Annotated in this window: 16 protein-coding genes and 1 pseudogene; 9 read left to right on the top strand and 8 right to left on the bottom strand. The window is 59.3% G+C overall.

Features of this window, described 5'->3' with window-relative positions; all coding sequences use genetic code 11:
- Positions 1-60 precede the first annotated feature (60 nt).
- On the bottom strand, positions 61-876 hold the full coding sequence (locus ACP7EE_RS05740) for a sulfite exporter TauE/SafE family protein (RefSeq protein WP_426233880.1): 816 nt from the start codon (positions 874-876) through the stop codon (positions 61-63).
- A 112-nt stretch (positions 877-988) separates the two neighbouring features.
- Here ACP7EE_RS05740 and ACP7EE_RS05735 point away from each other — a divergent pair, with 112 nt between their 5' ends.
- Complete coding sequence (locus ACP7EE_RS05735) at positions 989-1,756, top strand: AraC family transcriptional regulator (RefSeq protein WP_426233879.1); 768 nt, start codon at positions 989-991, stop codon at positions 1,754-1,756.
- Between the two features lie 94 nt (positions 1,757-1,850).
- Complete coding sequence (locus tag ACP7EE_RS05730; protein ID WP_426233878.1) at positions 1,851-2,180, top strand: XRE family transcriptional regulator; 330 nt, start codon at positions 1,851-1,853, stop codon at positions 2,178-2,180.
- Between the two features lie 56 nt (positions 2,181-2,236).
- On the opposite strand, the gene ACP7EE_RS05725 is transcribed toward ACP7EE_RS05730, so the two are convergent.
- The gene (locus ACP7EE_RS05725) at positions 2,237-3,754 is read right to left on the bottom strand and encodes an amidase family protein (RefSeq protein WP_426233877.1); all 1,518 of its coding nucleotides are present in this window, start codon (positions 3,752-3,754) and stop codon (positions 2,237-2,239) included.
- Positions 3,755-3,868: 114 nt separating this feature from the next.
- Positions 3,869-4,942, bottom strand: a complete 1,074-nt coding sequence (locus tag ACP7EE_RS05720; protein ID WP_426233876.1) for an MBL fold metallo-hydrolase — start codon at positions 4,940-4,942, stop codon at positions 3,869-3,871.
- A 212-nt stretch (positions 4,943-5,154) separates the two neighbouring features.
- Here ACP7EE_RS05720 and ACP7EE_RS05715 point away from each other — a divergent pair, with 212 nt between their 5' ends.
- Positions 5,155-5,763 (top strand): TetR/AcrR family transcriptional regulator, encoded by a 609-nt coding sequence (locus ACP7EE_RS05715; protein WP_426233875.1) that lies wholly within the window; start codon positions 5,155-5,157, stop codon positions 5,761-5,763.
- A gap of 216 nt (positions 5,764-5,979) precedes the next feature.
- A complete protein-coding gene (locus tag ACP7EE_RS05710) occupies positions 5,980-7,299 on the top strand; it encodes a methyl-accepting chemotaxis protein (RefSeq protein ID WP_426233874.1) in 1,320 nt (439 codons plus the stop codon).
- Between the two features lie 184 nt (positions 7,300-7,483).
- Here ACP7EE_RS05710 and ACP7EE_RS05705 read toward each other — a convergent pair whose 3' ends face one another.
- On the bottom strand, positions 7,484-7,810 hold the full coding sequence (locus ACP7EE_RS05705; protein ID WP_426233873.1) for a DUF2025 family protein: 327 nt from the start codon (positions 7,808-7,810) through the stop codon (positions 7,484-7,486).
- Between the two features lie 218 nt (positions 7,811-8,028).
- Here ACP7EE_RS05705 and ACP7EE_RS05700 point away from each other — a divergent pair, with 218 nt between their 5' ends.
- Both ACP7EE_RS05700 and ACP7EE_RS05695 read left to right on the top strand, forming a co-directional pair.
- Positions 8,029-9,156: a glycerophosphodiester phosphodiesterase gene (locus ACP7EE_RS05700; RefSeq protein ID WP_426233872.1), complete on the top strand. Its 1,128-nt coding sequence runs from the start codon at positions 8,029-8,031 to the stop codon at positions 9,154-9,156.
- On the top strand, positions 9,157-9,840 hold the full coding sequence (locus ACP7EE_RS05695; protein WP_426233871.1) for a helix-turn-helix domain-containing protein: 684 nt from the start codon (positions 9,157-9,159) through the stop codon (positions 9,838-9,840).
- Position 9,841: 1 nt separating this feature from the next.
- Here the strand turns inward: ACP7EE_RS05695 and ACP7EE_RS05690 are convergent, their stop codons facing one another.
- Positions 9,842-10,720 (bottom strand): sterol desaturase family protein, encoded by an 879-nt coding sequence (locus ACP7EE_RS05690; protein ID WP_426233870.1) that lies wholly within the window; start codon positions 10,718-10,720, stop codon positions 9,842-9,844.
- Positions 10,721-10,870: 150 nt separating this feature from the next.
- On the opposite strand from ACP7EE_RS05690, the gene ACP7EE_RS05685 reads away from it, so the two are divergent.
- Positions 10,871-11,176, top strand: coding sequence for a PepSY domain-containing protein (locus ACP7EE_RS05685; RefSeq protein WP_420646384.1), 306 nt, complete (start codon positions 10,871-10,873; stop codon positions 11,174-11,176).
- Positions 11,177-11,590: 414 nt separating this feature from the next.
- On the opposite strand, the gene ACP7EE_RS05680 is transcribed toward ACP7EE_RS05685, so the two are convergent.
- Together ACP7EE_RS05680 and ACP7EE_RS05675 are read right to left on the bottom strand one after the other, a co-directional pair.
- On the bottom strand, positions 11,591-12,295 hold the full coding sequence (locus tag ACP7EE_RS05680; protein WP_420646680.1) for a methyl-accepting chemotaxis protein: 705 nt from the start codon (positions 12,293-12,295) through the stop codon (positions 11,591-11,593).
- 228 nt (positions 12,296-12,523) lie between these two features.
- A pseudogene (locus tag ACP7EE_RS05675) lies at positions 12,524-12,634 on the bottom strand (hypothetical protein); the annotation flags it as partial.
- Positions 12,635-13,491: 857 nt separating this feature from the next.
- Here ACP7EE_RS05675 and ACP7EE_RS05670 point away from each other — a divergent pair.
- Positions 13,492-14,514, top strand: a complete 1,023-nt coding sequence (locus ACP7EE_RS05670) for a transporter (RefSeq protein WP_426233869.1) — start codon at positions 13,492-13,494, stop codon at positions 14,512-14,514.
- A gap of 267 nt (positions 14,515-14,781) precedes the next feature.
- Entirely contained in the window at positions 14,782-16,395 is a 1,614-nt protein-coding gene (locus tag ACP7EE_RS05665) for an inorganic phosphate transporter (protein ID WP_426233868.1), read from the top strand.
- On the opposite strand, the gene ACP7EE_RS05660 is transcribed toward ACP7EE_RS05665, so the two are convergent.
- Entirely contained in the window at positions 16,379-17,275 is an 897-nt protein-coding gene (locus tag ACP7EE_RS05660) for a LysR family transcriptional regulator (RefSeq protein ID WP_426233867.1), read from the bottom strand. The two genes, ACP7EE_RS05665 and ACP7EE_RS05660, sit on opposite strands and share 17 nt — an antisense overlap.
- Between the last annotated feature and the right edge of the window lie 35 nt (positions 17,276-17,310).

Here is a 17,310-nt window from a genome sequence, read left to right as displayed (position 1 = left end):
GTCCCGGTGCTGAAAAATACGCGGCGGATTATGGCGGGGTTGCGTGCAGGAATCGAGACGCTACTTCAAAGCCATCACCAGCAATACGATGATTAGCAAACCGATGTACACCCAAGCATGCGCCCGATCCGGTATCCGTCCGATCCACGGCGTCGCCAATCGAATCCCAACCAGCGATCCAACCGTTAGCGCCGCAAACGCCAACAGATCGACATATCCCACAAACCACGTCCCCAAATCCGACTCGCTAAACCCCGCCAGCGCCATGTACGTGACCGTCCCGGCCAACGCCACCGGCACGCTCAGCGGATTGGCCATCGACGTCGCCTGGGACATGCTCAATCCACAACGTCGTAAGAGCGGCACAGTCATGACGCTTCCTCCTACGCCGAGGAATGTCGCGATGGCGCCGATGCCTACACCGCCGCCGGACGTTTCCGTGCGGTTCAATCGGCGTGGGATTACGCCTTCGGAGTGTGTAAGAAAACCGCGTCGCAGCAAGCAGTCGACAATGGTCACGCCGAGGTAGGCGATAAATGCGTAGCGAATCACTTCACCGCTGACCCACACGGCAGCGATGGCACCGACGACCGCACCGCCCCCGATGAAGCCGCCCAAGGGCCACAGGTATTGGCGAATGAGGTTGCCGGCGCGGCGGTGTTTGGCGGTGGCGATCAGGGCGTTGACGATCATCACGCAGGTTGAGGTGGCGACGGCGATGTGCATTGTCGATTGGCCGATGGGGTCGTCGGCGCCGTGGCTGGCGCTGAGCATGCGGTACAGCAGCGGCACGACCACGAAGCCGCCGCCGAAGCCGAAGAGCACGGCGGTGACGCCGGTCAGGCAGCCGAAAAGTGTGAGCATCAGATAGAACATGGTGCGGCGTCCGCTGTTGAGGAGCGGTCGACGATAGAGAAGCGCAGCTTGGCCTGCTTCAGCAACTCAGCCAATAATGTTCGCGTTTACGCCAACTGCCGGATGTCGCTTGATGCGCAATGTTTCGATCAATTCGCTGGATGACACGCCGCGCCCGGTGGTGGCGCTGGGTACGGATTATTCCCACGGTCACCTGTTACCTCTTCATACGCATCGGCGCGCGCAATTACTGTATGGCGCGACCGGGGTGATGCAGGTCAGCACCCACGACGGCAACTGGGTGGTGCCACCGCAACGCGCAGTGTGGATTCCGCCGGGGGTGGCGCATGAGGTGCTGATGCTCGGGGTCAGCACGCGCAGTTTGTACATCGAGCCGGGCGCGGTGGATCTGGGTCAGCGTTGTCAGGTGATCAGTGTGTCGCCGTTGATGCGGCATCTGCTGATGGAAGCGGTGGAAGTCCCGCTGATCTACGACGCGTCCGGACGTGATGGCGTGTTGATCGAGTTGTTGCTGCATGAACTGGCGCGCAGTGCACCAATCCCGCTGCATATCCCCCTGCCCTCTGAAGGAAAGCTGCTGTTGCTGTGTCAGAACTTTCTGCATCAGCCAAACGCCCATCAACCGCCGCAACAATGGGCCGATCAGTTGCACGTAAGCTTGCGTACTTTCAATCGGTTGTTCCGCCAGCAAACCGGGTTGAGCTTTAGCCAGTGGCGTCAACGCGCCTGCGTAGTCGTGGCGCTGCCGCGTTTGATCGCGGGGGAGGCAGTGACGCGTATCGCGCTGGACTTCGGTTATGACAGCCCGGCGGCGTTCTCCACGATGTTTCGACGCATCCTCGGGCAGGCACCGTCCGTCTGGTTGGAGGCGGTGAACTAGGGCAAATCGAAAATTGCAATTGATCCAGGCTCAAAACAACTGTACAAAAACACAGTACATTTTCCATCAGCACTCTCGAGCCCGGAGCACACCCATGGCCTCTTCTGCGATGAACCTCATTCTCGAACGTATCGCCCTTTTCCAATTCACCCCGACTCACTGCGTCCAGGCCCGAGCGATGTTGGGCTGGAGCGTGGACCAGCTATCGCGGGAAGCCGGGGTTCCGGTGGAAGACGTCCAGCGCTTTGAAGCCCAGCAGGATGTGCCCGAAGCGACGCGGTTGGCGCTGACGTATCGGTTGGAGTCGCAGGGGTTGGTGTTTTTTCCCGGGTTTGCGCCAGGGCGTGGTGGGAATGTCCGGGGTGAGACGCCGGAGCCGATGGGGCGTGGTGAGGACGACAGAATTGACGTGGTGTTCGCCTGATCTCCCAGATGTTCTGGCCCTGTCAGAACCATTCGATACGGACAGGGCCACTGAGATTACTTGAACGCCGGATGCTGCAACTCCTGCGACGCCTGCTCGTAGCTGTAAGCCATTGCAAACAGTTGCGGCTCGCTCCATTGCTTGCCATAAAAGAACACGGAAGTCGGGACCCCACCATCACTCATACCCGACGGCACGGTAATGGCTGGACAGCCCGCCGCGGCGGCAGAGAACTGAGAGTAGCCATCGGCCTCGGCCATCAAACCGTCCAGGTTGTGCTCATTGATTTGCTGATCAATAGCGTCTTTAAAATTGGCACTGATTTCGGCAATCAGTGCGCTCGCTTCTGGATGAGAGATTGCCACTGCGTTGATGGCTTCAAGCATTTTCTGGCCATATTGCTCTTCACCCGGATTGCGCGAGTTGAAGTCAATGAGCTCTTGCAACGAATTGACCAGCAGCCCTGAGCGGCTGGCGAGATATTCGGGGAACTCATGTTTCATCCCGCCCATCAAGCCATCGAAGTAACGGTCCATATTCGGAAAGCGAATGGTCAACGGAACGAGCGCGGCGCCCTGTTCTTCCAGTGTTGCCATTGCCCCAAGCATTTCCAGGCTTGGGGTCAGCGGCCCCCCGTTAGCGCCCTCATAGGCGAGCGGATAACCGATACGTTTGCCGTTCAAGGCATCGGTGGTGAGTAACGCGGTGTAATCAATTCCGCTGGGCGCATCGGCCGTCGCGGCGTCCGCTGCATCGGTTCCCTGCAGAATGTTGAACAGCAATGCTGCATCCCGAACCGTTCGAGTCAGGGTGCCAGGTGTGTCTTGCAAACGGGTGATAGGGACAACGCCGGAGCGGCTGAACAGTCCCAGCGTCGGCTTGACTCCGACCACTCCATTGGCCGAAGCGGGGCCGGTGATCGATCCGTTGGTTTCAGTCCCGATTGCCAGCGGTGCAAAACCCGCGGCCACTGCCGCTGCCGGCCCGGAGCTTGATCCAGACGTACTGGCGCTCAACAGGTGTGGGTTTTTCCCCTGACCGCCTCGGCCACTCCAACCAAACGGCAAGGACATATCCCGAACACCGGACATTTCGCTCATGTTGGTTTTGCCAAGCAGGATGGCGCCGGCGTCACGCAACTGTTTAACCACGAAGGCGTCCTGGGCGGCCGGGTCCCCAACCAACGCTAAAGAACCCGCACTGGTTTGCATGCTATCTGCCGTGTCGAAGTTGTCCTTAAGCAGGACGGGAACACCATGCAACGGGCCGCGAAGCTGGCCTTGGGCGCGCTCCTCGTCCATGGCCTTGGCGACATCAAGGGCCTGAGGGTTAAGTTCAATGATTGCGCGGATGGCCGGCCCCTGCTCGTTCATATCTGAGATGCGCTGGGTGAGATGCTCAATCAGCGCGACGGCTGTCAGCTCATTGCTGGCCATCATTTCACTGAGTTCACTGGCGCTTGCGTACTCGAGAGCTGTGTCTGCGGTCGAAGCAAAAGCTGCGCAGATGCTTTTCTGGGAAATCAGATTGGCTGGAGCCAGCGTCGTCATCTGGGGTTTGAAGCGATTGTTCATGTCGATAGTCCTTGTTATGGCTAATCACGAGTGAGTCATTTCACTCGCGATCTAGCCTTACCGAAGCCGTACGAAACGGCTGTCAGCCCCAAGAACCATGCACCGTAGGAAAACTCACCCTACCTTGTAGCCGCTACAAGCTGCGCGCGCTTTTTCTGACATCTCCTGTTCCATTTCCAACCACCACGCGTCCCCTCGTTGCGGTTGCATCAGGTTAAACACCTCGCCCATCTGCGGTGTGGTAATCGAAATACTGCGATCCCACGCCAGCGCGAGAATCCGGTCAAACGGTTCATGCCACGCGTGCATCGCCAGGTCGAAGGTGCCGTTGTGAATCGGGAATAGCCAGCGGCCCTTGAGGTCGATGTGCGCTTGCAGGGTTTCTTCCGGTTGCATGTGTACGTGCGGCCATTCGACGTTGTAGGCGCCGGTTTCCATCAGGGTCAGGTCGAACGGGCCGTACTGTTCGCCGATGCGTTTGAAGCCGTCGAAGTAGCCGGTGTCGCCGCTGAAGAATATTCGCGTATCGCCGTCGATGATTACCCACGATGCCCACAGGGTCTGATTGCCGTCGAACAAGCCACGGCCAGAGAAGTGTTGCGATGGGGTAGCGATGAAACGGATGCCGGCGACTTCAGTGCCTTGCCACCAGTCAAACTGGCGGACTTTGCTGGCATCGATGCCCCATTTGATCAGGGTGTCGCCGACGCCCAGCGGAGTCAGAAATACGCTGGTCTTGTCGGCGAGTTTGAGCACCGCTTCGTAGTCGAGGTGGTCGTAGTGGTTGTGCGAGAGGATCACCGCTTCGATCGGCGGCAATTCGTCGATGCTGATTGGCGGCTGGTGGAAGCGTTTCGGCCCGGCCCATTGCACCGGCGAGGCGCGCTCGGCGAACACCGGGTCGGTGATGAAGAATTTACCTTGCAGCTTGAGCAGCAGGGTCGAGTGACCGAGGCGCCAGACGCTCTGGTTCGGTGCGGACATCAAGTCGGCAAGCTTCAGCGGCTGCACCGGAATCGCGTTGGCCGGCCGGGTGTTGCGCGGTTTGTGGAAAATCATGTTCCACATGATGCGCAGCATCTTGCGCAGGCCTTCGCGTTGCACCGGCGCGTGGTTGCGGAATGTCCCTTCGGCCTGACGCGAGGCTTCAGGTGTCGGGTTACCCGCTGAGGAAACTGAATTGGCCATCAAAGACTGACTCCTGAAAAACCGCGCAATTAACGGTTTTCCCTCGGTGGGACGATAAATGGCCAAAGCACGCATTAGCCGGACATCTGTTTTTAGGTTGTTCCGATTAAGTGAGGATTACACTGATCGGTGTAGTTTCTAGGTTGCATCAAACTCGGCGCCAAGTAAACTGCCGAGTGTAATTATCTGCCAGCCACTGCCGAATCGAATTTATGACAGCTCCACAGCGCCTCACCGACCGCAAACGCGCAGCCATTATTCAGGCGGCGATCAGCGAATTTCGTGTCAACGGTTTCGAAGTCACCAGCATGGACAAAATCGCCGCCACAGCTGGGGTGTCCAAACGCACGGTGTACAACCACTTCCCCAGCAAAGAAGAGCTGTTCGCCGAGATCCTCAACCAGTTGTGGGCACGCATCAGCACTGAGTTGGCCATGCCGTACCGCGGTGATCAGCCTCTGCGCGAGCAATTGCGGCAGCTGTTATTGGCCAAACTGCAGATGATGGCCGACGAAAACTTTCTCGATCTGGCTCGGGTCGCCATCGCCGCCACGATTCATTCCCCGGAACGCGCGCAGAACATGGTTGCGCGCATGGGCGAACGCGAGGAAAGCGTGACCGTGTGGATCCGCGCAGCGCAGGCAGATGGTCGGCTGAAAGCTGTCGATCCGGAGTTCGCCGCGCATCAGGTGCATGGGCTGCTGAAATCCTTCGCCTTCTGGCCGCAGATTTCCATGGGCCAACCGATCCTCGATGAAGCGATGCAAAACACTGTGGTCGAAGCGGCACTGGACATGTTTCTGGCCTGCTACCAGCTCTGAATCCAGCACGCGCTGCTGGTCAATGACGCGTTACAAAACTCGTACAACTTCCACGCTCGCAATTTCTTGTACAAGCACTAGCGCTTTGTATAAGATTCTGCGGTCAGCCTGGAATGCTGGCACTGTACTGCCATCGCCGACGCCAACAGCGCGTTCGGCTGGCAGCGCCGGAACAGGGACAACCCTTCACGCCCTAATTTCCCGAGTGCCACCAGCATGTTCTTCAATCGCAATCAGGCCGTCATCGACGATCTGCAAAACACCGTATCCCAGCAATCCGGCCTGCTCGAAGCGATCAACCGTTCGATGGCGGTGATCGAATTCGACCTCGACGCCGTGGTATTGCGCGCCAACGACAACTTTCTCAAGACCACCGGTTACACCGCTGAGCAAGTGATCGGCCAGTCACACCGCCGCTTTTGCCCGCCCGAATTCGCGCGCAGCAGCCAATACACCGAACTGTGGTCGCGGTTGAAAAACGGTCAGTTCCAGTCCGGCACGTTTGAGCGGGTCGACAGCCAGGGCCGGCCGATCTGGCTCGAAGCCAGTTACAACCCGATCAAGGATGCGTCGGGTCGGGTGGTGAAAGTGGTCAAGTACGCGATGGACGTCACCACCAAGGTGCAGCAGGAAAGCGAAGCCAACGCCAAGCTCCAGGCAATTGACCGGGCCATGGCGGTGATCGAGTTCAGCCTCGACGGCAGCATTCTGACGGCCAATCAGAATTTTCTGACGCGCATGGGTTACACACTTGCGGAACTGAAGGGCAAACATCATCGGTTGTTCTGTAAGCAGGAACTGGCGAACAGCAGCGCCTATCAGGATTTCTGGCGCCGCCTGAATCAGGGCGAGTTGTTCAACGGCCAGTTCGAGCGTGTGGACAAACGCGGCCAGACCGTATGGCTCGAAGCCAATTACAACCCGGTCTACGACGCCAGCGGGCGCCTGTGCAAAGTGGTCAAGTTCGCCTCCGACGTGACTGCGCGCGTCGAGCAGCATGAACAAGATGCACGCAGCGCCAGTGCGGCTTATCACATCTCGGTGGCGACCCGAAAAGTTGCCGAGCAAGGCACGCAAGTGATCCAGCAAGCGGCCAGCGAAATGCGTGAAATTGCCGAGGACATTGCCCAGTCATCGACTCTGATCGCGCAACTCGGCGAGCGCTCCGAGCAGATCACCGCCATCGTTAACACCATCCGCGCGATTGCTGATCAAACCAATTTGCTCGCATTGAATGCTGCGATCGAAGCGGCGCGCGCTGGTGAGCAGGGTCGCGGGTTTGCCGTGGTGGCCGATGAAGTACGGCAACTGGCGGCGCGCACCAGTGGTTCGACCGCAGAAATATCCAACATGATCGGACTGATCCAGAACGAAACCCGGCAGGCGATCAAGAGCATGGATGGCACCCGCGACCGGGCGGCGCAAGGCGTTGAGCTGGCGGATCAGGCGGGGACGGTGATTTTGCAGATTCGTGATGGGGCGAGTGAGGCGGTCGACGCAGTGAGCATGTTTGCCAACGAGCGTGGGGCGGAGTGAGGTAGGTTCACTCGAGGATTGCCGTGGTGCAGGCTCGGGGCAGGATCATTGAACCGAGTCGACACCATCGCTGGCAAGCCAGCTCCCACAGGGTTTTGTGGTGGACACACATGTTGTGAACACCCCCAATCCTGTGGGAGCCTGGCTTGCCAGCGATGAGGCCCGCTCCGTCACCGCAAATCCATCAGCCCTTCACCAGACTCCTCACCGCCACAATCTCCGGCACCTGCAACTTGGCCATATACACCCGCAACGGCTCGCTGATGTTGATGCGCTCATCAATATTCTGATCCAGCAACAATTGAATTCGCTCGCGCTTGAGCGTCATGGTCTGCTCGGTCGTCGGCGCCCAGACAAACTCGCTGCACGCAATGATGCCGTCATCGGCGACGTCCATGCCGAACGAGTCTTCGCTGAAGCGCACGATGTAGTGGCCGGTCTTGCGGTTGAGACCGACAAAACCCTTGAGGTCGTCGGCAGCCTGGCAGATGAGTTCGGATGTGATGCGCATGGTAAACCTCACGAATTGATCGATGGTCTACACGCAGGGCGGATGGGTGGCGCGCCCTCTGCCGGGGCGCTTGCCGTGGCCAAGCGTACTGCAAACGAACGCGCAAAAGTGCGAAAAAATTCGCTTTAAGTACGTTTATGTCGGTCTGGCGATGGCACGTTTTCGTTTGAATTGTTAAAAGGTAGGTCTTTGAAAATGCCTGCGAAAGGAACTCGACAATGCCCGCCACTTTCACCAAAAGCGCCTTGTTGCTGAGCTTGCTGCTCGGCCTCGGTCAGGCCAACGCTGCCAGTCAATTGAGCCCGGTTGCACTGGCCGCCGCCCAAGGCATTCCGCATCCGGCCGTGATCGCGCACCGTGGCGCATCCTTCGATGCACCGGAATCCACCGCCGCTTCCTACAAACTCGCTCGTGACTTGGGCGCCGATTACCTGGAAATGGATTTGCAACGCAGCAAGGACGGCGTGCTGTTCGCCCTGCACGACGACAATCTGCAACGCACCACTGACGTCGCGACCAAGTTCCCGGAACGCAAGGACAGCCCGGCCAATGCCTTCACCATGGCCGAGCTGAAAACCCTCGATGCCGGTAGCTGGTACAACGCTAAATACCCGGATCGCGCGCGTCCGGCCTACGCTGGCCTGAAGATTCTGACCCTCGACGAAATCATCGACATCGCCCAGGCCAATCCGCTGCACAAGCCTGGCCTGTACATCGAAACCAAGGAGCCGAAGCAGTTTCCCGGGATCGAGCGTGACCTTAAAGAAAAACTGCAGGATCGCGGCTGGCTGAGCCCGGCCGGTTCGAAACTGGCCAAGAGCGCCATCGGCGTCGGCCAGGGCAAAGGCAAAGTGATCCTGCAAACCTTCGAGAAGAGCAGCCTGGAAATGCTGCAGAAGGAAATGCCGCAAGTTCCGAAGATCCTGTTGCTGTGGGTTGGCGAAGGCAGCATCGAACCGAAATCCAACGTAACTTTCGCGGCCTCCGGCGAGCAGGACAAGAACGCCTTCTACGGCAAGCAGGAACCGAAATCCAAAGCTGAATTCCAGCAATGGGTTGACTACGCCAAAGCCCAAGGCGCAATCGGCACCGGCCCCTCGGCGAAACTGACCAATGGCGGCGATCAGAGCTATTCGGATCTGGTGCAGCCGTGGATGAACCAGTACACCCACGATCAGGGCATGCTGGTGCACGTTTACACCGCCGACGAGCCGGTGGATTTCCAGAAGGTCATGGACGCTGGCGTTGACGGTATCTTCACCAACCGCGCCAGCGAGCTGTTGAAGTTCTATAAACGCCCGGCGGCGGCCAGTGTTGATCAGGTGTTGAAGAACAACGGTTTCTAAGTGGCACCCGACACCGCGTGGACAGGCCGCCTCTGGCTGGGGCACGACTATGGCTTGATCCACGGGGTGTCGGGGCGCACTGCGCCCCACTCGCATTACGCCCACCAGATCATTCTTGCGCCTGAGCGGCCGGTAACGGTTGTGCTTGAGGGTGAGCCTGTCACCTCGTCTCGCCTGATGATCGCGTCGCAAACCCGCCATGCGATTGTTGAGGCGCCGGACCCGTTGTTTACCGTGTACGCCGAGCCGTTGCTGTTTGACGTTGAAGCATTACGCGCGGCGTTGTTTAACAGCCAACTGTCGCTCAATGCTCTAGAGCAAGCTGTGCGGCACTGCCCGCGTCGCCCACTCAGCGATCCACGGATCGAACGCGCACTTGCGGCCATCGATACCTCACTGTCAGGCAAAGTCGCGGCAAACGCCGTGGCCGCTACGGCACATTTGTCAGTCAGCCAGTTGCAACGCTTGTTCGTCAGTCAGGTCGGACTGCCGGTCCGCCGATTGGTGCTGTGGCGGCGCCTGCGGTTGGCAATGGCGGCGATCCTCGCCGGCAGCGCCGTGACCGACGCCGCCCACGCTGCCGGGTTTGCCGACTCGGCGCACTTCTCGCGCAGCCTGAAAAAACTCTTCGGCGTCACCGCCCGTCAAGCGTTGCAGCACATGGAAGTGCGCTTGCTCGACTGACTCAACGGCGCAAGCCTTCCGGCACAGTCGGCTCCTTGCCGAGCCTCACCGCGGTGAACGGGTCCACGATCTGCGCTACATAATCCCGTGGAAAATCAGCTCGACTGCCAATCCCCAGATCGCCCTCGCGAATGCGGTAATCCTCGGTATAAAACGCCGTGCCCAGCAGCCAGTCCCACAGGTTAAAGAACAGCCCGAAATTGACGTCGCCAGCGCGCCCATACTTCATATGATGAAAGCGATGCAGCGGCGCCCAGGCGAAGATCCAGCGCAACGGGCCGAGGCGCATGTCGACATTTGAATGTTGCAGCAACAGTTGGATAGCGATGGCGAACGCCAGCAACACCGCCACATTCGACGGAATCCCCAGCAGCACCAATGGCAACAAACCTGCCGAAGCCTCCAGCAGTTGATGCAATGGATGTTTCATCAAACCGTTGAACCCGTAGAGTCGTTCAACGCTGTGATGCACCGCATGTAACCGCCACAACCACGGCAGGCGATGGCTGGCGTAATGCATCAGGCTCACACCGGCATCAGCGATGAAAATCGCCAGCAGCAATTGCAGCCACAGCGGCCAGCCCGACGGCCATGCACCGTCAATCGCCAGCAACGCCACCAGCCCCGGCAGCGCCAGCAGGCCAACGGCGTTCAACGTTTCGTTGACCAGCGCATGCAGGATGTCGCGGCGGCGATCCCCGGCCGGGTGATTCCAGTTCGATTCGTAAGGCAAATAATGTTCAGCCGCGAACGACAGCAACAACGCCAATAGAAACAGCGGCAACAACCACAGCGTCGCGACGCCTGACAATACAAGCGCTGCCCCGATAAAGCAGCCCCAGAACAACGGCGCGTACAACCGCGCAAAGATGCGTTTCATGTCGACCTCCATAGATTGAAGGTCAAGCATGCAAGCCTGCCGAAAACGCCGATTGAACAAACAACGCAAGTTTTAAGGATGAGTTAAGTTGCGCTGGTTAACCTGAGGCCACTTAAACGAATCAACCAGAATCAACCAAAGGAATAACCGATGAAAACTTTGACTGCCCTGTTTACCGCTGCTGCCCTGACCCTTACCGCTGGCCTGGCTCAGGCTGACGTTCGCGTCGATCAGATCCCGCAACTGGTCAAGGAAGGCAAGATCAAATCGCTGGAGTCGATGAACGCAGAAGCTTTGAAACTGCATCCAGGTGCAACTATCACCGACACCGATCTGGACAACCACTTCAACGGTTACGAGTACGAAGTTGAGCTGAAGACCGCTGATGGCAAAGAGTTCGACGTTGACTTTGATGCGACCACCGGCAAAGTCCTGAGCGACAAACAAGACACCTGATAAACCGGGTCATCGAGCCGCACGATTGCAAAATCGTGCGGCTTTTTTGTGTCTGGCGTTTGTCGGCCGACCCCGGTACCTGTGGGAGCTGGCTTGCCAGCGATGGCGGTGGGACAGTCACTGAAGATTCGCCTGACAGATCGCAATCGCGGGCAAGCCCGCTCCCACAGGGATCGAGGGTGTCACCAATATCTGCGGCTGGCCCGGTACTTGTGGGAGCTGGCTTGCCAGCGATGGCGGGGTGACATTCACTGAAGATTCGACTGACAGATCGCCATCGCGGGCAAGCCCGCTCCCACAGGGATTAAAGGTGTTGCCGATATCTGTGGCTGACCCGGTAACTGTGGGAGCTGGCTTGCCAGCGATGGCGGCATGTCAGTCAGTGCACATGTCACTGACTGATCGCGCCGAATATCAGGCGCTCAGACGCGCGGTGACTTCGTTCAAACGCCCCGACAGTCCATGCAGGTTCTGACTAGCGCTTTCGGTGCGTTGCACGTTGTCGAGGTTGGTGCTGGCGATCGAGGTGATCTCAGTCAGGTTGCGCGAGATGTCTTCGGCGACCGAGGTCTGCTCTTCGGCGGCGGTGGCGATCTGGCGGTTCATGTCGCGAATTGCTTCCACTGCTTGGGTGATGCGCTCAAGCATCGCGCCGGCTTGCGTCACTTGCTCGACACTTTCATCGCTTTTCGACTGACCGCTTTCGATGGCTTGTGCAGCATCCACCGCGCCGGTCTGCACGCTCTGGATGATCTGATTGATCTCGATAATCGACGCCGCGGTACGTTGCGCCAAACTGCGCACTTCATCGGCAACCACCGCAAATCCACGTCCGGCCTCGCCAGCACGCGCCGCTTCAATCGCGGCGTTGAGCGCCAGCAGATTGGTCTGCTCGGCGATGCCGCGAATCACTTCCAGCACCTTGCCGATGCGACCGCTGTCGGCTTCGAGACGACGGATCACCGAGGCGGTGTTAGCGATTTCACCGCGCATCTGCGTGATTGTGTGGATGGTGCCCTGCATGACTTTTTCACCCTGCTGGGCGGACTGGTCGGCATCGTCGGCAGCCCGTGCTGCATCAGCGGCGTGACGCGCGACTTCCTGGGCAGTGGCGGACATTTCGTTCATCGCCGTGGCCACTTGATCGGTGCGGTTGAACTGCTCGTTGGTGCCGCCAGCCATCAGCGTGGCAATGGAGTTCAGCTCGCCGCTGGCGCTGTCCAGATCCTGAGCGCTGCGTTGCAAGTGGCTGAAAGTTTCAGCGAGGAAATCACGCAGGGTATTGGCCGCAGCGGCCAGATTACCCAGCTCGTCCTGACGGGTGCTGACCACACGTTCGCCAAAACGCCCCTGGCTCAACTGGCTGACGTAGTCGATCAGTTTGCGAATCGGTTCGACCAGGTTGCGGTTGACCAGCCACAGGCTGAACACGCCAATTACAACGCCCGACGCGAGCATCACCAGCAAGCCCAGCCACACAGTGCGGTCGGCGCTGGCACTGATCTGCGCCGATTGCTCGACGCCCTCTTTACGCAACTCGGAAACCAGTGCGCTCATCTGATCGCTGGTGGCGCGGTCGACACCTTTGACGGCAACGTCGCCGGCAGTCGGATCGGCACCGGCAGCCACGTAGGCATCGCGGCCCTTCTGATACGCCGTGCCCAGTTGACGGTGTTCTTCACGCAGGCGTTCGATGCGGGTTTTCAGCGCAGGCTCGATGCCTTTCTGGTTGGCCAGCTCACCGAGAATCCCTTGCACATCACGCTGACGGTCTTCGAACTGGCTCCAGTATTTGGCCAGATCCGCCGGTTGCTTGCCGCGCAGCAAGACGTTTTTCCATTCCTGCACCTGCACCTTGAATTGCAGGTTGGCTTCGTCGATCAGTTGCGAAGTGCGCAAGGGCCCTTCGATCAACTGGCCGTAACTCTGCACGCCGTTGGACAGGAAGTGGAAACAGGCCAGCGCGATCAACAGGATCGCCAGCAGGCTGCCGCTCAACAGGGCAAGAATTTGCCCCTTCAGGGATTTTTGTACCGACATCGCAGCTACTCATGACAGGGATGAGGCACGTCCGACAAGACGTGAATTGTGGCCGGACATCCATGTCGGCGAACCGTGGCTCATGGCCAAAGGCGCGCAAGCTAACTCAGCTGTAATCGGCGCACCAGAGCGCTTCTTGAAAAATTTCCGACGACTGGCAAGCCATTGATTTGGCGTCATTTGGCTGTCACCAAATCGTCATGAACCGGCGCGATGATGCGGCTCAGGTGAATCTGCAAATCCCGCGACAGACGCCCTCCTCGCAGCGAGCCTTCATGAACCACAGCCTCGACCTGAGTCACCGCGATCCAGACCTGTTCGGCCTGCTTTACGGCTTTCAATTTCGCCCCGGTGAACGCGGCCGCGAGGTGGATTCCGCGACCGCCCTGCGCTGCCTGCAAGACGATAGCGAAGGCGATGAATTCCTCTGGCTGCATCTGAATCTGGCGCACGCCGCGTGCGAACGCTGGATGAAAAGTCATCTGCAATTGCCCGAGGAGTTTTTCGAAGCGCTGCACGAAGGCTCGCGTTCGACGCGCATCGAGCATGTCGATTCGGCGCTGCTGGCGGTGGTCAACGATGTGGTGTTCAACCTGAGCAGCATGGTTTCGTCTGACGTATCGACGTTGTGGGTGTGCGTGCGCAGCAAGCTGATTGTCAGCGCACGCCTGCAACCGTTGCACTCGGTGGACAAGTTGCGCTCGTCGGTCAAGGCCGGCGAATGCTTTCGTTCACCGCTGGAATTGCTGGTGCATCTGCTGCGCGATCAGGGCGAAGTACTGACGCAGATCGTGCGCAAGACCAGCCTCAGCGTCGATCAGATCGAAGATGAATTGCTCTCCTCGCGCCTCTCGACCAACCGCGCCGAACTCGGTGCCAACCGGCGGGTGCTGGTGCGTTTGCAACGCTTGCTGGCGCTGGAACCGGGTTCGTTGCTGCGCCTGCTCAATCGCCCTCCTCCATGGCTGCAGAAAGAAGACGTCAAAGAGTTGCGCAAATCCACCGAGGAGTTTGCGCTGATCATCAACGACCTGACCGCGCTCGGCGAGCGGATCAAGCTGTTGCAGGAAGAGATCGCCGCCAACCTCAACGAACAGAGCAACCGCACGCTGTTCACCCTGACCGTGGTCACGGTGCTGGCGCTGCCGATCAACATCATTGCCGGTTTTTTCGGGATGAATGTCGGGGGCGTGCCGTTGTCGCAGGATGAGCATGGGTTCTGGATTCTGGTGGCGCTGGTGGCGACGTTCACCGTGATTGCCGGGCGCTGGGCCTTCCGTAAACGCCGGGATTATTAAGATCCCTGTGGCGAGGGAGCTTGCTCCCGCTGGGGTGCGAAGCGCCCCCCAAAACCAATCACCGCGATTTATCAGACAGAATGTAATCTGCCGCATTACGACTGCTGCGCAGCCGAACGGGAGCAAGCTCCCTCGCCACAGGGGATCTTTGCGCCGCCAGATCAGTGGTGGGGTTAATCCACCAAACCCTGATCCATCGCAGCCTCTCTGTAACATTTTGCAACGATCATGGGCGACATTCCTTTCTCCGCTCAGGATTGTCCGCCCATGGCTACTCCATCGCTCTCCGCCAGCCAAGCGTCCGCCCCCAGCAGCAGGCCAGCGCTCGACAAGAAAACCAGTCCGTTCACCTACGTGATTTTTTTCGCAGTGCTGGCGATGGGGATGCTGTTCACCGCCTACAGCCTGATGCACGACATGCATGAACTGGGCACGCAGGTCACCACCTGGACGCCTTTCCTGCTGCTCGGCGTGGCGCTGTTGATCGCGCTGGGTTTTGAGTTCGTCAACGGTTTCCACGACACCGCCAACGCTGTGGCCACGGTGATCTACACCCACTCGCTGCCGCCGAATGTTGCAGTGGTCTGGTCGGGGTTCTTCAATTTCCTCGGGGTGCTGCTGTCGAGCGGCGCGGTGGCGTTCGGCATCATCGCGTTGCTGCCGGTGGAGTTGATACTGCAAGTCGGTTCGTCCGCCGGCTTCGCGATGATCTTCGCACTGCTGATCGCCGCGATTCTGTGGAACCTCGGCACCTGGTGGCTGGGCCTGCCGGCCTCGTCTTCGCACACGCTGATCGGTTCGATCATCGGCGTCGGCGTGGCGAATGCCTTGATGCACGGGCGGGACGGCACCAGCGGCGTCGATTGGGCACAGGCGACCAAGATCGGTTACGCGTTGTTGCTGTCGCCACTGGTGGGTTTCGGTTTTGCCGCGTTGTTGCTGCTGGCGCTGCGCGCGTTCGTCAAGAATCGTGCGCTGTACAAGGCGCCTGAAGGCAACACGCCGCCGCCGTGGTGGATTCGTGGTCTGTTGATTTTGACCTGCACCGGCGTGTCGTTCGCGCACGGTTCCAACGACGGGCAGAAAGGCATGGGTCTGATCATGCTGATTCTGGTCGGCACCCTGCCAATGGCCTATGCCTTGAACCGCACCATGCCCGAAGAGCAATCACTGCAATTTGCGGCGGTGGCGCAAGTCACTCAGCAGGCACTGGTGAAAAACACCCCGCTGCCAGCACCGGCTGATCCGCGCCCGGTGCTCTCGGATTACATGCGCACCAAGGAAGCCACCGCCCAATTGATCCCGGCCCTCGCCGCGCTCACCGGGCACATTGGCGAAGAAGTCAAAGGCTACGGTTCGCTGGCAAAAGTCCCGGCCGAAGCCATGGGCAACGTGCGCAACGATATGTACCTGGCCAGCGAAACCATTCGCCTGATGGACAAGAACAAGGTCGGCAACTTCGACGCCGACACCAGCGGCAAGCTGCAACTGTTCAAGCAACAGATCGACAACGCCACACGCTTCATTCCGCTGTGGGTGAAGATCGCCGTGGCCATCGCGCTGGGGCTGGGCACCATGGTCGGCTGGAAACGCATCGTGGTGACGGTCGGTGAAAAAATCGGCAAGACCCACCTGACTTACGCCCAGGGTGCCTCGGCAGAAACCGTAGCGATGCTGACGATTGGCGCCGCTGACATGTTCGGTTTGCCGGTGTCGACCACGCACGTGTTGTCATCCGGCGTGGCGGGCACGATGGTCGCCAATGGCGGCGGTTTGCAGATGAGGACCATCCGCAATCTGCTGATGGCGTGGGTGCTGACGCTGCCTGCGGCAATCCTGCTTTCCGGCAGCCTGTATTGGTTGTTCACCCAAATCTTCTGACCACCTCCCCCAGCCAATCCATGAACACCCGCACGCGCAACGGCAAATGCCGTTGCCGTGCATATAGCAGTGAAACGCCCATCGCCGGGGCGTTGAACTGCGGTAAAACTGCCACCAGTTCGCCGCTCTGCAGATAGCCATTCATTCCGGTATGCGGAATCTGCACCAGACCAAAACCACCCAACGCTGCCGACTCGTAGGCGTCGGTGCTGTTGACCGTCACACTGCCGGCCATCGGCACGTGGCGAATCTGGCCGTGCTCTTCATACACAAACCCTTCCGAGCGCGAACCGAGCACGCCGACGTAATGCACCAGCCGATGCTGTGCTAGGTCTTCCAGCGTCTGCGGCACACCATAACGCGCCAGATACGCCGGGCTGGCGCAGTTGATCATGCTGAAGTCGCACAGATGCCGCGCGACCACCGACTGATCCGGTTGCGCGCCGACCCGCACCACGCAATCGAAGCCCTCACTGAGCAAATCCACCCGGCGGTCGGTGCTGCTGATTTCCAGTTCCAGTTGCGGATGACGATCCATGAACTGCGGCAGCTGCGGCATCACCACGCGGCGGGCGAGGATGTTCGGCATGTCGATGCGGATACGCCCACTCAGCGAGGCGGCGTCCTGACGAAACAGGCCTTCGATCTCGTCCATGTGCGAAAGCAGATCCTTGCTGCGCTCGTACAACACCAGGCCGTCCTGAGTCGCCTGCACTTTGCGCGTAGTGCGTTGCAGCAGGCGCGTGCCGAGCAAGATTTCCAGCGCCTGCACATGCTCGGAGACAGTCGAGCGCGGCAGTCCGAGGCTCTCACCGGCAAGGGTGAAACTCGACAATTCGCTGACCCGCGCGAAGGTGCGCAGCAGTTCCAGTTTGTTCATTTTGCGCTCGTTGATTGTTCGGCCAATCCGACCAG

The organism is Pseudomonas sp. TWP3-2, assembly GCF_049897765.1.
Lineage (GTDB): Bacteria > Pseudomonadota > Gammaproteobacteria > Pseudomonadales > Pseudomonadaceae > Aquipseudomonas.
This window is presented reverse-complemented; position numbering and strand designations above follow the sequence as displayed.